The 14,036-nt window shown below is 38.9% G+C and carries 13 protein-coding genes; 8 read left to right on the plus strand and 5 right to left on the minus strand.

Going from position 1 to position 14,036, the window contains the following annotated elements:
- Positions 1-114: 114 nt before the first annotated feature.
- Complete coding sequence (locus tag F985_RS06075; RefSeq protein ID WP_004698898.1) at positions 115-1,215, plus strand: glycosyltransferase family 4 protein; 1,101 nt, start codon at positions 115-117, stop codon at positions 1,213-1,215.
- A 56-nt stretch (positions 1,216-1,271) separates the two neighbouring features.
- On the opposite strand, the gene gltP is transcribed toward F985_RS06075, so the two are convergent.
- Complete coding sequence (gltP, locus tag F985_RS06080; protein WP_004698899.1) at positions 1,272-2,558, minus strand: glutamate/aspartate:proton symporter GltP; 1,287 nt, start codon at positions 2,556-2,558, stop codon at positions 1,272-1,274.
- Between the two features lie 687 nt (positions 2,559-3,245).
- Positions 3,246-4,367 (minus strand): endonuclease/exonuclease/phosphatase family protein, encoded by a 1,122-nt coding sequence (locus tag F985_RS06085; protein WP_004698900.1) that lies wholly within the window; start codon positions 4,365-4,367, stop codon positions 3,246-3,248.
- Positions 4,368-4,554: 187 nt separating this feature from the next.
- Between F985_RS06085 and asd the strand changes: the two genes are divergently transcribed.
- The 5 genes from asd (at position 4,555) to truA (ending at position 10,377) form a co-directional block, all read left to right on the plus strand.
- A complete protein-coding gene (gene asd / locus F985_RS06090; RefSeq protein ID WP_002053322.1) occupies positions 4,555-5,673 on the plus strand; it encodes an aspartate-semialdehyde dehydrogenase in 1,119 nt (372 codons plus the stop codon).
- 148 nt (positions 5,674-5,821) lie between these two features.
- The gene (locus F985_RS06095) at positions 5,822-7,183 is read left to right on the plus strand and encodes a type IV pilus assembly protein FimV (RefSeq protein WP_004698902.1); all 1,362 of its coding nucleotides are present in this window, start codon (positions 5,822-5,824) and stop codon (positions 7,181-7,183) included.
- A gap of 59 nt (positions 7,184-7,242) precedes the next feature.
- Positions 7,243-8,535 (plus strand): hypothetical protein, encoded by a 1,293-nt coding sequence (locus tag F985_RS06100; protein ID WP_004698905.1) that lies wholly within the window; start codon positions 7,243-7,245, stop codon positions 8,533-8,535.
- A 58-nt stretch (positions 8,536-8,593) separates the two neighbouring features.
- Positions 8,594-9,565: an asparaginase gene (locus F985_RS06105; RefSeq protein WP_025469064.1), complete on the plus strand. Its 972-nt coding sequence runs from the start codon at positions 8,594-8,596 to the stop codon at positions 9,563-9,565.
- 14 nt (positions 9,566-9,579) lie between these two features.
- Positions 9,580-10,377 (plus strand): tRNA pseudouridine(38-40) synthase TruA, encoded by a 798-nt coding sequence (truA, locus tag F985_RS06110; RefSeq protein WP_004698908.1) that lies wholly within the window; start codon positions 9,580-9,582, stop codon positions 10,375-10,377.
- Positions 10,378-10,396: 19 nt separating this feature from the next.
- On the opposite strand, the gene F985_RS06115 is transcribed toward truA, so the two are convergent.
- The gene (locus F985_RS06115) at positions 10,397-11,407 is read right to left on the minus strand and encodes an AraC family transcriptional regulator (RefSeq protein WP_004883404.1); all 1,011 of its coding nucleotides are present in this window, start codon (positions 11,405-11,407) and stop codon (positions 10,397-10,399) included.
- A 263-nt stretch (positions 11,408-11,670) separates the two neighbouring features.
- On the opposite strand from F985_RS06115, the gene infA reads away from it, so the two are divergent.
- A complete protein-coding gene (infA, locus tag F985_RS06120) occupies positions 11,671-11,892 on the plus strand; it encodes a translation initiation factor IF-1 (RefSeq protein ID WP_001284370.1) in 222 nt (73 codons plus the stop codon).
- 51 nt (positions 11,893-11,943) lie between these two features.
- Here infA and F985_RS06125 read toward each other — a convergent pair whose 3' ends face one another.
- On the minus strand, positions 11,944-12,318 hold the full coding sequence (locus tag F985_RS06125; protein ID WP_077169087.1) for a lysozyme inhibitor LprI family protein: 375 nt from the start codon (positions 12,316-12,318) through the stop codon (positions 11,944-11,946).
- A gap of 167 nt (positions 12,319-12,485) precedes the next feature.
- Here F985_RS06125 and F985_RS06130 point away from each other — a divergent pair, with 167 nt between their 5' ends.
- Positions 12,486-12,893: a hypothetical protein gene (locus F985_RS06130; RefSeq protein WP_004698914.1), complete on the plus strand. Its 408-nt coding sequence runs from the start codon at positions 12,486-12,488 to the stop codon at positions 12,891-12,893.
- Positions 12,894-12,951: 58 nt separating this feature from the next.
- Here F985_RS06130 and leuB read toward each other — a convergent pair whose 3' ends face one another.
- Positions 12,952-14,031 carry a 3-isopropylmalate dehydrogenase gene (gene leuB / locus F985_RS06135; RefSeq protein WP_004698917.1) on the minus strand — a complete coding sequence of 360 codons (1,080 nt, stop codon included), beginning with the start codon at positions 14,029-14,031 and terminating at the stop codon, positions 12,952-12,954.
- Positions 14,032-14,036: the final 5 nt, after the last annotated feature.

Raw genomic sequence — 14,036 nt, forward strand, 5'->3', positions numbered from 1 at the left:
ATGGTTTTGCCTACTTTTGCCAAAACAAAAGTAGGTCGAACCGAAGGTTAATCTCTAAATTTCGACTTCAAAATTGCAAGATCCCGCTTTGCTACAACCTAAAGGCAAAAAACAATGAAAGTGATGCAACTTCTCCCAGAACTCAATAGCGGTGGCGTAGAACGCGGCACACTGGAAATTGCACGTGCACTGGTTGCACAAGGCCATCAATCTTTGGTTGTATCAAACGGCGGACGATTAGTGTCACAACTTGAAGCTGAAGGTTCTAAACACTTAACCCTACCTATTCATAAAAAATCTTTATCGAGCTTGTGGCAAATCCGCCCTTTACGTCGACTTATTGAAGAGCATCAGCCCGATATTGTCCATGTACGCTCACGTGTGCCAGCTTGGCTTACCCATTTTGCCTTAAAAGGAATACCAGCACATAAGCGCCCTCACCTCATTAGCACAGTACATGGTTTCTATTCAGTTAATCGTTATAGTGCAATTATGACTCAGGCCGAGAAAGTGATTGCCGTTTCTGACAGCGTAGTTAAATATATCACTGACCATTATAAAAACTGTCCACCCCAAGATATTGTCCGGATTTATCGAGGAATTGATCCTGCTGCTTTCCCGCATAACTATCAACCTTCAGCACAGTGGTTTAATCAGGTTTTTAATGACTTTCCTGAACTCGAAAATAAATTTTTACTATGCTTGCCTGGTCGTATTACCCGCTTAAAGGGACATGAAAGCTTAATTGAGTTAATGCAACAACTTCAGTCGCAATATCCTCAATTACATGCTGTGGTTGTGGGTGGTGCCGATGCTAAAAAACAGACTTATTTAAGTGAGCTGCAAAGCACCATTCAAAACAAAGGACTCACAGATAAGATCACCTTTGTAGGACATCGCTCAGATATACGCGAATGGCTCGCTTTTAGCGACATCGTGCTCTCTCTATCCAATCAAGCAGAAACATTCGGTAGAACAGCATTAGAAGCGCTGTCAGTCGGTACGCCGGTGATTGGCTGGAACCGTGGAGGTGTTGCGGAGATTTTATCGAATGTATATCCACAAGGTCTTGTTGAAGCTGAAAATGAAAAAGCCTTAGTAGAAACAGTAAAGCATCATATTGAACAACCTCAAACAGTCGCTCCTGTGACCATGTTCAGTTTAAAAGATATGTGCGACCAGACGCTTGAGCTCTATCAAAGTGTATTGAAATAACATAATAAAAAACCCGCGATGATCGCGGGTTTTTTATTAACTAAAAGAAAGCAGTCTTATTTAAATGTTGCTTCATAAGCAGCAGCTTTTTCATAGTCGTATTGTTTTTCCCATTTACTGATTACAAGTACTGCAAGCGCGTTACCTACAACGTTCAACGCAGTACGAGCCATATCCATAATACGGTCAACACCAGCAATAAATGCTAGGCCTTCTACAGGAATACCAACACTACCTAATGTCGCTAATAACACTACGAATGATACGCCAGGAACACCTGCAATACCTTTAGAAGTAATCATTAGTGTTACAACCAAAATAACTTGTTGGCTGATTGACATTTCGATACCGTAAAGCTGTGCAATAAAGATTGCTGCAATACTTTGGTAAAGCGTAGAACCGTCAAGGTTAAATGAATAACCTGTTGGGATTACAAAACTAGAAATCGCTTTTGGCGCACCATAAGCTTCCATTTTTTGCATAATACGCGGTAAAACTGTTTCCGAACTTGCAGTCGAATATGCCAAAATTAATTCATCTTTCAAAATCTTAAGCAAAGTAAAGATATTGATACTGAACATTTTTGCAGTTAAACCAAGTACCACTAAAGCAAAGAACAAGATTGCACCGTAAACCAATACAACCAATTTACCTAATGGAATAAGTGAAGCGAAACCGAAGTTTGCAACAGTTACAGCGATCAAACCAAATACACCCACTGGCGCATATTTCATGATGATGTGCGTTACACGGAACATTGTTTCCGATACAGCATGAAATACATTTAACAATGGGTCTTTAGTTGTAGCTGGTAATGAAGATAGACCAATACCAAAAAGTACAGCAAAGAAAATCACTGGTAACATTTCGCCATGCGCCATTGAACTAATAATGTTCGTTGGGATAAGCGATAATATTGTCTGCATGATGCCATGAGACTGTGACTGAACTTCTTCAGTTGTATGCTTATATTGAGAAATATCTGTTTGAACCAGCTGAGACATATCAATGCCTGAACCTGGGTGGAAGATATTCGCTGCAACTAAGCCAACCAAAATAGCAATAGTAGTAATAATTTCGAAATAGAGAATGGTTTTAAAACCAAGACGCCCTAGACTTTTTGTACTGCCTACACCAGCAATACCTAAAATCAATGTAGAGAAAACGATTGGAATAACAATCATTTTAATGAGGCTAATAAAGATCTTACCTAATGGAGTAAGAACGTTATTTACAATGCTATCTTTGATTTCAGGCTGATTATGTAAAACAGCCCCGACAACTATCCCTAGGATTAAAGCAATTAAAATTTGCCACGCAAGGCTAAATTTAAAATTCTTCATAAGACAATCCTTATGCACCGCAAAGTATCAAATATGAGAGGGAGAAGAACACTATTTTTATAGTGAAACCTCAATATGTACACTAATTTCCAAACAGAAATTTAAATGCACAAGCAAATCACAACCCGCCGATCCGGCGAAGTAAACAACAATGCCTGTTGACGATCCAACATGTCAACGATCGGCACATTCTATTGAGATTTGCCAATTAAACAAGTCCAATTTATACCTAAATAGATCAAAGCCTATATTTATTCTTCAATAATCTATAAAAACAAAAACTTATTTAAAAAAATTTTTGTATCTATTTTCATTGAAAAAGGGCTCGGATATATAAAAAAATTTATGGACTACTACCTATAATTAAATAGATTTTTAAATTAAGAGAACCTTAAAATATTTCTTTAATTTATAATTAAATGGTACTTATATAAAATATCAACCCGAGTTCTGCGTCCTGCAAAACTCGGGTAAATGAGGTTGTGCTTTCAGGGTATATAATTCTTTTTATCGCTTCCGTTCTAACATCTTATCCGTGATGTCGTTCCATATCAGCTTAGTGCATCCTTACTTGGGATTATCCATTCCCGCTTCCGTGTGCCGATGAATGTAGAATACGGGTTTTAGCTGTCCCTGCCTATTGGACCTAGACTCAAATCTTTGTACGATATTGCTTACAACTCGCTTTTATATACTTTTCCCTTTATAAGGTTCTGTAATTTCATCAGTCACGATTTTTTCTTCTTTTTCAGCCTTAGCAATGCCTTCTTGTATTGCAGCTTGGGCTTCTTTTGCATCTTCTTCAGTTTCTTCAACTTCTTCCTGAATCTGCTCAAATATTCGACCAGTTTGTAAAACCACATAAACAGGAAAATGGTCCGATCCAATATGAGATAAACGTTGCATCTTTATCAAACCAAAATCTGTGCTATGAAAGATATGATCAAGTGACCAGCGCAATAAAGGATAGTCAGCATGAAAGGTATTAATAAAATGTCGTCCAACACGCGGATCGAGCAACCCACTAATACGTTGAAATAAACGAGTTGTGCGTGACCATGCGACATCGTTTAGATCTCCCATCACGATACAACTTTCATCTAGATCTTTAATCTGATCTCCAACAATTAAAAGTTCTGCATCTCGTAGTGTTGAATCTTTTGCTTCAGTTGGACTTGGTGGTTTAGGATGCAAACAGTAGAGCTGAACAGGCATTCCAGAGGGCAAGATTACAGTGGTATGAATAGAAGGAATTTCATTACTTAGAATGAATTTAACCTCTGTATTTTTAAGAGGGAGTCGACTATATAAATGCATGCCATATAAGTTATCTAGAGGGACTGGCACACGGTATGGATAATCTTCTTCAATTTCTTTTAGAGCATTTTCCCAAGTCTTGTCACTTTCTAACATCAATAATAAATCAGGTTTTAATATCCGCACATGCTCAAGTAATAAATGATATTTATCATTAGGTGTGAGTACATTAGAAACAATCAGTGAAATTTGTTTTTGAGGATCTAATTGCTTTGGTTTAACTTTTTTAACCTGCTTTTTCCAAAACAATGTATAAGGTAAAACCATTTTAAGTTGATAAGCAATTGCTGCGATAAGTACCGCAAGTAAAATCTCACGCCATAGATTCCATTCTGTTGGCCAAAACAACATGCCTATTAAAGCAATTAGCCCAACAAACAAAATTTGTAACCGTGGAAAATCAGCGCCTCTAAACCACCACTCATCACGAGGGATCAGTGACCAGAAAGTCAACCAAATCACCACTACAGACACAACTTCGATATAAATCATTGAAATTTCTCTTTTAAGATGATTTGTTTTTTAATGTTTTTGTCATCTTTATCAATTTTGTATGTAACATAAACAAGATATTCTACTCAATAAAATTGCTGTTTTGATTCTGTAACGCTTGCAGTTGTGAGCACTTTTGATACACTCAACTCCCCCTAACAATTTTAACGCACCGAGGCAAAATGACATGAAAGTAGGTCTGGTCGGTTGGCGCGGGATGGTCGGTTCCGTCCTTATGCAACGTATGGTTGAAGAGAATGATTTTGCTCATATTGAGCCATTCTATTTCTCTACCAGTAATGCAGGTGGTGAAGCTCCTTCATTTGGTGGTAAGACTGCTCCAGCACTTATGGAAGCTACAGACATTACTAGTCTGAAGCAAATGGATGTCATTATTACCTGCCAAGGTGGCGACTACACATCTGAAGTTTTCCCACAGTTAAAAGCAACTGGTTGGGATGGCTACTGGATTGATGCAGCATCTACTTTACGTATGTCTGATGATGCAATCATCGTTCTTGATCCAGTTAACCTTAATGTAATTAAAGACGGTTTAGCGAAAGGTACTAAAACTTTCGTTGGTGGTAACTGTACCGTATCACTTATGTTGATGGGTGTGGGCGCACTTTTCCAAAACAATTTGGTTGAGTGGATGACTGCTATGACTTATCAAGCAGCATCAGGTGCTGGCGCACAAAACATGCGTGAGTTGTTAACAGGTATGGGTTACTTATACAACAATACCAAGACTTTGTTAGATGATCCTAAATCTGCAATTCTTGATATTGACCGTCAAGTTGCTGAGTTACAACGTGGTGAAGGCTTCCCTTCTGCAAACTTTGGTGTGCCACTTGCGGGTTCATTAATTCCTTACATTGATAAACAGCTTGAAAGCGGTCAATCTAAAGAAGAGTGGAAAGGTCAAGTTGAAACCAACAAGATTTTAGGTAACTCTCAAATCGTTCCTATTGATGGTCACTGTGTTCGTATCGGTGCAATGCGTTGCCACTCTCAAGCATTAACGATCAAACTGAAAAAAGATGTTCCGCTTGATGAGATCGAAGATATGATTCGTAACTCAAACCAGTGGGCTAAAGTTGTACCAAATACACGTGAAGCATCGATGACTGATCTTACACCTGTAGCTGTGACTGGTACCTTAACTGTACCTGTAGGCCGTTTACGTAAACTCAATATGGGTAAAGAGTATCTTGGTGCATTCACAGTAGGTGATCAGCTACTTTGGGGTGCTGCTGAACCTTTGCGTCGTATGTTACGTATTTTAGTTGAATACAAAAGCTCATAATTTGACCTGAATTATTCAGTCAAAATAAAAAGCCGATCACATTTGATCGGCTTTTTCGTAAATGGTTTGTGAAAAATTAACAATTTATTTACATTTCATTATTGTATAATTTTGAACGACTTTACGACTGATCAGGTCATGGATTGAGATGACTGCATATAACAAATTAAAAATTGCCATTTTCACCATTATGTCTTCGCCTTCTGTTTATGCGATTACATTAGATCCTATTCAAATTCAATCTGCATCTGGGGAATTACTTTATGCAGAAATGAATTTTCAGCAAGCGGATCCTAACACTCCCTTGCAAGTCAGTTTAGCCACTCAAGAAGATCTCAATGGTTTGGGAGTCACTCACCAACCTCCTGGTAGTCTAAATTTTTATACACGTCAAAATGGCCAAGGTAATGGCGTTATTGTGATTACCTCATCTCGTCCTATTATTGATCCCGAACTGAATATTGTCGTAAAAGTCAGTGAGGGTAATGCAACTCGCCTTCAACATATTAAAACCGTTTTAAAGCCATCGCCTATCAAAAAGGTGGCTGCTAACGAAACTCCACTTTCACCACAATTTATCGTAAATGAAAAAGACATTGCATTAAACCTACCTGAAAGTACTCGGTATACACCTGCTGAGACAGCAACACCTGTAGCCGAAACTACAGCTAATGAGCGCAATCTAAACATTAGCACTGGAACTGCTCCTGCTTTGAATAACTCGGCTCCAGCAACGCCTTTTACCGAAAAACCTGCGACTCAAGCGCCACAGCAGACTATCGCAGCAATGAGTAATGAACCATCTGCTGTAGAAAAACAGCCTGCCGCTTCTCTTAAACCGAGCAGTGACAATCAAACAACTACAGTCAAAAAAGCGGCTCAACCTAAGCTTGATCAACAAAAAAATGTATTAAGTAAAAATACACCGAAAAAGCAGAAAATCAGTACCTATAAAGGTCCAGCCCCTACAGGTAAATATGTCGTGCAGCGTAATGAATCTTTATGGACTATTGCCAATCGTATTGCAGCACAGACCAAACAACCTGTGGCTAAAGTCATGCGAGATATCCAAGCTCAAAACCGACATGCTTTTATTCAAGGTGATGTAAACCGTTTGCGTCAAGGAATTTCATTAAACTTAACAACAGCAAATACAGCTAAGGCTTCACATACAAAATCTAAATCGAGTGAAACTAACTTAGCAAAAGCATCTTCTGGTAGAGCTAAATATCGCTTACAACAAGCAGAAATGAGCATTGTGGCAGAGAACAGCCCAAATTCTACTCATGGAAGTGTAAAAAAGAGCACACAACAAGGTCAAAACAATACTGAGTTAGCAGTAAAAGTTATGACAACTCGCAAAAAAACCGTTACATTACAAAGGAATGTAACCAAACTAAATCAAACTTTAAGTTTAAAAGACCAACGTATTCAACTTCTGAATGCGCGTTTGGCAGAGTTACAACAGCAGTTAAAAGCACAGCAACAAACTCACAAGCAAAAACATTAAGTTAAAACCAGAGTTAGCTCGCTTTATATTGCAAAATTTTATTTTTTAAGGGGAAAGTAATGTTATATGTGATTCCGTTTATCATATTACTCGTGGTCGCCGTTGTTTTAAAAAAGCGTGAGAATGGCCAAAAACAAGAGACCACCTCCCCAAAAAGTATAAGTAAAAAATCGGGCAAAAAAGCGAGTGGTAAATCGAGTAAAAGCTCGCGCGAAAAAAGTAAAGCCAATGTAGTTGAAGAAGTCGCTCCTGCTCTTCCACAAAGTAGTCCTGTACCTGAGACTGTTCGTCAAAATATTCTGCAACTCATTCAAGAAAAACAGTTTTCAGCAGCTGAAGCTCAAGTCAATCAGGCACTAAAAAAAGACAACACCCAGCATGAATTGTATTTATTACTTCTTGAAGTTCATATTGCTCAAAAAGATGAATTTGCGATTCAACAACTTATTAGCCACATTCGCAGCTTGGCATTAAATGAAATAGCGATTAAAGCAGAAGCAAGACAAAAAGAATATGAGTCATCAAGACAACCTGATGCTATTGATTTTCCTCAAGCTAAAGCACATGAAGAACCACAAGCTATATCGGACACAACTGCTCAGTTTGACCAATTAACAACAAGCTCTTCTGAGACTTCTTTTGATGACTTGCAGAAAGACTATGCTCCTGTAAAACAAGAACCTGCTGTTGAAGTTGAACCTTTAGAGTTTAACTTTTCATTTGAAAAAACTGCAACTACAGAAAATACCAGCCAACCTGTAGATGAACCAGAAGTATCAACATCTCAGCAAGTATCCGAAGTATCTTCATCTCAAGAAACAAATGAGTTAGCTGATTTAGAGTTTTCTTTTGACTTGGCACCTCTGCATGAAACTGAGAATAAGACTCAAGCAGTAGAGGTAAAAGCAGATCAAGACAGTAGCATCAATGCATTAGATTTTAATCTTGACTTAAATCCTTCAAGTTCAGAAACGAAATCTGTTGAACAAGCTCCATCATTAGATGAGATTAAACTCGTAGAACAAGCGCCATTAGAAGCAGCTTCAATCGCACCTCTTGAGTTTTCGTTAGATGAGCCTGCATTAGTTACAGCACCAGAGCATGAAACTCAAAACTCTATAGATGTAGTCAATGAAGCAGTTACTCAAGCTCAAATAGAGGATCCACTTCTAGAAGCTTTTCCAGAATTAAAACAAGTAAATGAAAATGAGCTCGATTTGAAATTGGCTGAGCAATACATCAAGTTTGGAGCGAACCAAGCAGCACGCAATTTATTAGAGAGTGATGAGCAAAAATTCAACACAGAACAACAACAACATGCGAAAAACCTACTTAATCGCATAGCTTCTTAGAACTGTTCGATTTACCATAAGCAGTCAGAGATGACTGCTTTTTTATGCCTGCAAAAATATGAAAAAAATAGCCTTATTTTATATGGGTGGTACTTTTGGTTGTATTGGTGAACCTTTAGCGCCTATGCCTTACGACCAATTCTTACCTCAACTTGAAAAAGTGATTCCACCACACTTAACGGTTGACTGCTTCGCTGCACCCAATATTGTCGATAGCAGTGCCTGTACGGCTCCTGATTGGTTACGTCTCATTCAACGGATACAACAACTACAACTTGAAGGCTATCAACATTTCGTTGTTATTCACGGTACAGATACGCTCAGTTATGCGGCTGCGACCCTAGCTCGCTTTTTAGGCCAAAGCTGTCATATTGTAATTACTGGTAGCCAATACCCGTTACTTAATATTCAAGGTGATAATACTCGTGAATTTACTGATGCAATTGAGAACTTATATCTTGCATTAGAACAAGTGATTGCCCTACCTGTAGGTGCATATCTTGCATTCCATCATCAAGTATTCCATGCACAAACTGCATTAAAAACTCACACAACTGAACTCGATGCATTTTCAGGTTTAAGTAGTGAAGTTGAATTTACGCCTCAACAAAATGAATTGATCGTACAAGATGCTCAAATTGAAAAAGCTGCTTCATTCCAGATTTTAAACTGGATGATGCAACCGATTGCAACACAGCACTTGGTACAACAGTTACGTCACTTACTTCCTGCCCCACCACATTTTTTGGTGTTACAAGGCTTTGGTACAGGCAATATTGCAGTAAACCCTGAATTATTGGCAACCTTAGATGAACTGTATGCTCATGGTTGTGTTCCAATCTTGGCGACACAAGTAACCTTTGGTGGCATTGATCAACGTTATGCAATTAGTGCTTGGGCCAAAACTGCAAAAATTGTCATTAATGATGCACATAGTCATGCAGATCTTTATGCAAAAGCACTTCAAATCTATTTAAAATACCCAACCCCAGAACAATGGTTCAGCCATTGGAATGAAAATTTGCATTAAATAGAGGTAAAGCTATGCAACGTTATGCGGTCGGTATTGAGTTTAGCGGAGTTCAATATCGAGGTTGGCAAACACAACAGCCAGGCGTTGCCAGCGTTCAGGAAACGATTGAGCGTGTACTCAGCAAAATTGCAGATGAACCTATTGCACTTCATGGTGCGGGTAGAACAGATGCAGGTGTACATGCAACCAATATGGTGGCACATTTCGATACGAATGCCATTCGACCAGAAACGGGATGGTTAAGAGGAGCAAATAGCCACTTACCTAAAGATATTTCCATTCAATGGATTAAAGTGATGGATGAAAATTTTCATGCACGCTTTAAGGCAACTGCTCGACGTTACCGCTATGTTATTTATAACGCTCCGTGTCGACCAGCCCTCTTACATAAACAGGTTACGCACATTTACCAACAGCTAGATGTGCAAAAGATGATTAAAGCTGCCAGTAAATTTGAAGGTACGCATAACTTTGAAACCTTTCGCGCAGCAGCATGCCAGTCCAATAAACCTGTACGACATGTAACGCATTGCCGTCTATTTGAACATGGTCGCTACTTGATCTTAGATATTCAAGCAGATGGTTTTTTACACCATATGGTACGCAATATTGTCGGATGCTTACTCGAAATTGGTCAAGGTATGTATGAAATAGACCATATCGATGCGATGTTTGCGGCACAAGATCGTAAAGCGGCAGGAGTCACTGCTCCACCTGACGGCCTCTACTTTATTCAATGTTATTATCCTGAGCAATTTGACTTGCCACAGCCACCACTTGGCCCACATTGGTTAAACCTACCTGAGTAGGCTTAACCAATTTTAGTATTTAACGATGCTGTTTACGCTTACGGTATTCAACGGGTGTTTCATTGGTCCAGCGTTTAAACGCACGATAGAATGTACTTGGTTCAGAGAAACCCGTTAAATACACAATACGCTCTACGCTCTCACTGGTATTTGCCAAAAGTTTTTTAGCCAAACGACAGCGATAGTCAGAAAGTATTTGCTGGAAACTGGTATTCGCTTCGCTTAACTGTGTCCGTAAACGGCGCGGTGTAATATTTAATTGTGCTGCTACAGTTTCTAGCGTGGTTTCTCCACTTTCCAGTGTCGAACCAATCGCACGGCGAACTTCACCCACTAAATCATAACGAGCCAGTTCTTGTAACTTTTCAATTGCGAGCTGCTCATGCAATTGCAATAGTTCAGGTTCTGCCTGCCAAAGCTGGAAATCTAAAATGGCAGGATCAAAATATAGCCTTGTTTCTTTCTGACCTAAACTTACTGGGCAGCCATAAACACGGAAATACTCATCTTCAGAAGCACCTTCACTGAAATTAAAATCGATGAAGATTGGATGAAATTGCCCTTCGGTAATAAATTTGAAGAATCGAAGCACACCTGAAATCGCACATTCTGAAAAATGACGATTAACCAGATTATCAGCACCAATTTGTTCACCATTGGTCAAATAACAACGTCCATCTTCGACGACCAGTTTTGCATCAAATGCATCACTAATGAGACGTTGGTAAGCCAAAGCTCGTTTAAGCCCTTCACCAAAGGTTTCACTACTAATAAATAAGTGTTCAATGACCTGACCACGGTATAAAGGTAAATGTTCACCTAAATGCAAACCGATGTCTGGGTCTTTACTGACTTCCTGAGCTGCAGTCCAAAAGGCATACTGTGCACTTAACGGAGTACGTGCATTGGTATCGACCTGATTTAAAGCGACTCCCGCTTTAGTTAATATTTCTTCCGTTGGTAATCCTGCACGACGAATTGCTTGATAGCCAAAACGTAATACAACTGATGCATCTGTTAGCTGACCCACGCAGTGCCCTTCCATGTAGATACTTCATTGATACTTAGGAGCTGTTGACTCTTTTTTCATGAACAGTCCCTAATAACTATGATTTTAGATTAGCGTTGATTGACCAAACTGACAACAGAATTAGAGTTGTTTTGTGAAAAAAATTACATCTTTTTTACTAGTCATAGTTTAACCAGATGCTTTAACAAGAAGATGTCTATCTTGTTTTTTTTAAATAAATTGACTATAATTTGCGCCTTTCCAATTTGATCATCAGGTAGGCTATGGCCAATAAAGAGGAACTCATTGAGTTCGAAGGCGTTGTCACCGAAACGCTTCCTAATACGATGTTCCGTGTACGTCTTGAAAACGGTCACGAAGTTATTGCACACATTTCTGGTAAAATGCGTAAACACTATATCCGCATTCTTACTGGCGACAGTGTGAAAGTCGAAATGACTCCATATGACTTAACTAAAGGTCGTATTACGTACCGTGCTCGCTAATTAGTGAATGCAAAAAAGCCACATCATGAAGTGGCTTTTTTATTGCGTTATTTATTCACTTAATCGACTGGTTTTACAACCAACTGTTTGGCATTCACGTAATCTTTCTTGTAGCCAATGGTTTCTTTCCTGCGTTGTCTGTAAACGACACTGCACGTCTACACTATTTCTATTTGAATCTGTACATTCAGCATCACGTTGACGTATCCAAGCAAGCTGAGACTTCTTAAGCGTACTTCGTTGCGCTGTATTCAATTTTGCTCTTAATGCCTGATAGTTTTTATTTAGATCAGCATCAGCACTCGCATAGATTTTATTTGTACAGTAAATATCATCATAGGTATTACGAGTAGTGTCACAATTATCGGCATATACCGCTGTTATTCCGAAGCTGCATAAAAGTGCTAAAAGTATTTTTTTCATCATGTTTTCCTTAAGTTTTTTACGAAATAATTATAAAGCCTTTCAGATGTGAGTATGGATTCCTAGATAAACTCATCCCCCATTTATCATAAACTTCCTTTTTTTCTTTACAAGTTCGGCAATCCAACCTACCGTTATCTAATAATAAATATAATTTGATAGAGAGAAAAATGAATATACACACCCTATGTCGAATAAGCCTATTCTCAATGATGCTTATTTATTTGAACGGTTGTGCAACTACCCCACGCCAATCTGTGAACTTACAGGAATATTTAAAAAGCTTTCTGGGTAAGTCATCTACCACTATTCAGCAAGAATTAAACTTACGCGGTCTCGGTTTTCAAATTGCTCATGTTCCCGAAAAAACATCAAATCAACTCATCTACACAATTTTACGACCATTAAGTATTCCAATTCCTATGGTGAGTAATCTTGAAATGGGTGGTAATCCCGTCCCTATTCAATCGGGGGCTTTAGGGAGCAATTCTTACGATGTTAATTTTAGTTGCAAAGTTATTTTTCAGCTGAAGAATGATATCGCTGAATCAATCCAATATCAGGGCAAAGCCTGTTAAAACCTTTCAACAATAAAAAAACGCGGCTTAAAGCCGCGTTTTTTTAGCAAAATAGCAATTAAGCAAGAGCAGCAACAACTGCTTCGCCCATCTCAGCTGTACCTACCTTAGTCATGCCTTCAGACATAATATCGGCTGTACGGAAACCTTGATCAAGTACTTGCCCTACCGCATCTTCAATTGCTTTAGCAGCAGCTTCTTCACGGAATGTATAACGAAGCATCATTGCAACTGAAAGAATCGTTGCTAATGGGTTTGCTACATTTTGACCCGCGATATCAGGTGCTGAACCATGACAAGGTTCATACATACCTTTACCACTTTCATCTAAAGATGCTGATGGCAACATACCAATTGAGCCTGTAAGCATTGCTGCTTCATCAGACAAGATATCGCCAAACAAGTTGCCTGTAACGATGACGTCAAACTGTTTAGGCGCACGTACAAGTTGCATTGCAGCATTGTCCACATACATATGTGAAAGCTGAATATTTGGATAGTTTGCTTTCTGTAAGTCAGTAACCGTTTGCTTCCAAAGCTCCGTCACTTCTAAAACGTTTGCTTTATCTACAGAACAAACTTTACCACCACGTAATCCTGCAAGTTCAAAAGCTACTTTGGCAATGCGTTTAATTTCACTTTCAGAATAAACGTCAGTGTTATAGCCTTGTTTTTCACCATTTTCGAGTTCACGAATACCACGTGGCTGACCAAAGTAGATACCACCAGTAAGTTCACGAACAATTAAAATATCTAAACCAGCAACAATCTCAGGCTTTAAGCTAGAAGCATCGGCTAATTGTGGGTATAAAATCGCTGGGCGCAAGTTAGCAAACAAGTTAAGTTCACTACGAATTTTTAAAAGACCACGTTCAGGGCGAATAGAGCGTTCAATGGTGTCCCATTTTGGTCCGCCAACGGCACCTAATAAAATGGCATCAGCTTTCTTTGCTTGCTCGCTTGTTACAGCTGGGTACGGTTCACCATGAGCATCAATCGCTGCACCACCCAATAGGCCATGTTCCCAAGTCAACGACAAATTAAATTTTTCATTTACTTTATTTAATACTTTTTCTGCTGCCCCAACAATTTCAGGACCAATACCATCGCCAGCCAAAATTAAAATCTGTTTAGACATGAAGT

The organism is Acinetobacter seifertii, from assembly GCF_000368065.1.
In the GTDB taxonomy this organism is placed as follows: domain Bacteria; phylum Pseudomonadota; class Gammaproteobacteria; order Pseudomonadales; family Moraxellaceae; genus Acinetobacter; species Acinetobacter seifertii.

Coding starts and splice junctions, on each gene's coding strand:
- F985_RS06075 (WP_004698898.1), top strand. CDS start 115: ATGAAAGTGATGCAACTTCTCCCAGAACTCAATAGCGGTGGCGTAGAA.
- F985_RS06095 (WP_004698902.1), top strand. CDS start 5,822: ATGACTGCATATAACAAATTAAAAATTGCCATTTTCACCATTATGTCT.
- infA (WP_001284370.1), top strand. CDS start 11,671: ATGGCCAATAAAGAGGAACTCATTGAGTTCGAAGGCGTTGTCACCGAA.
- F985_RS06100 (WP_004698905.1), top strand. CDS start 7,243: ATGTTATATGTGATTCCGTTTATCATATTACTCGTGGTCGCCGTTGTT.
- gltP (WP_004698899.1), bottom strand. CDS start 2,558: ATGAAGAATTTTAAATTTAGCCTTGCGTGGCAAATTTTAATTGCTTTA.
- F985_RS06105 (WP_025469064.1), top strand. CDS start 8,594: ATGAAAAAAATAGCCTTATTTTATATGGGTGGTACTTTTGGTTGTATT.
- F985_RS06085 (WP_004698900.1), bottom strand. CDS start 4,367: ATGATTTATATCGAAGTTGTGTCTGTAGTGGTGATTTGGTTGACTTTC.
- asd (WP_002053322.1), top strand. CDS start 4,555: ATGAAAGTAGGTCTGGTCGGTTGGCGCGGGATGGTCGGTTCCGTCCTT.
- leuB (WP_004698917.1), bottom strand. CDS start 14,031: ATGTCTAAACAGATTTTAATTTTGGCTGGCGATGGTATTGGTCCTGAA.
- F985_RS06130 (WP_004698914.1), top strand. CDS start 12,486: ATGAATATACACACCCTATGTCGAATAAGCCTATTCTCAATGATGCTT.
- truA (WP_004698908.1), top strand. CDS start 9,580: ATGCAACGTTATGCGGTCGGTATTGAGTTTAGCGGAGTTCAATATCGA.
- F985_RS06125 (WP_077169087.1), bottom strand. CDS start 12,318: ATGATGAAAAAAATACTTTTAGCACTTTTATGCAGCTTCGGAATAACA.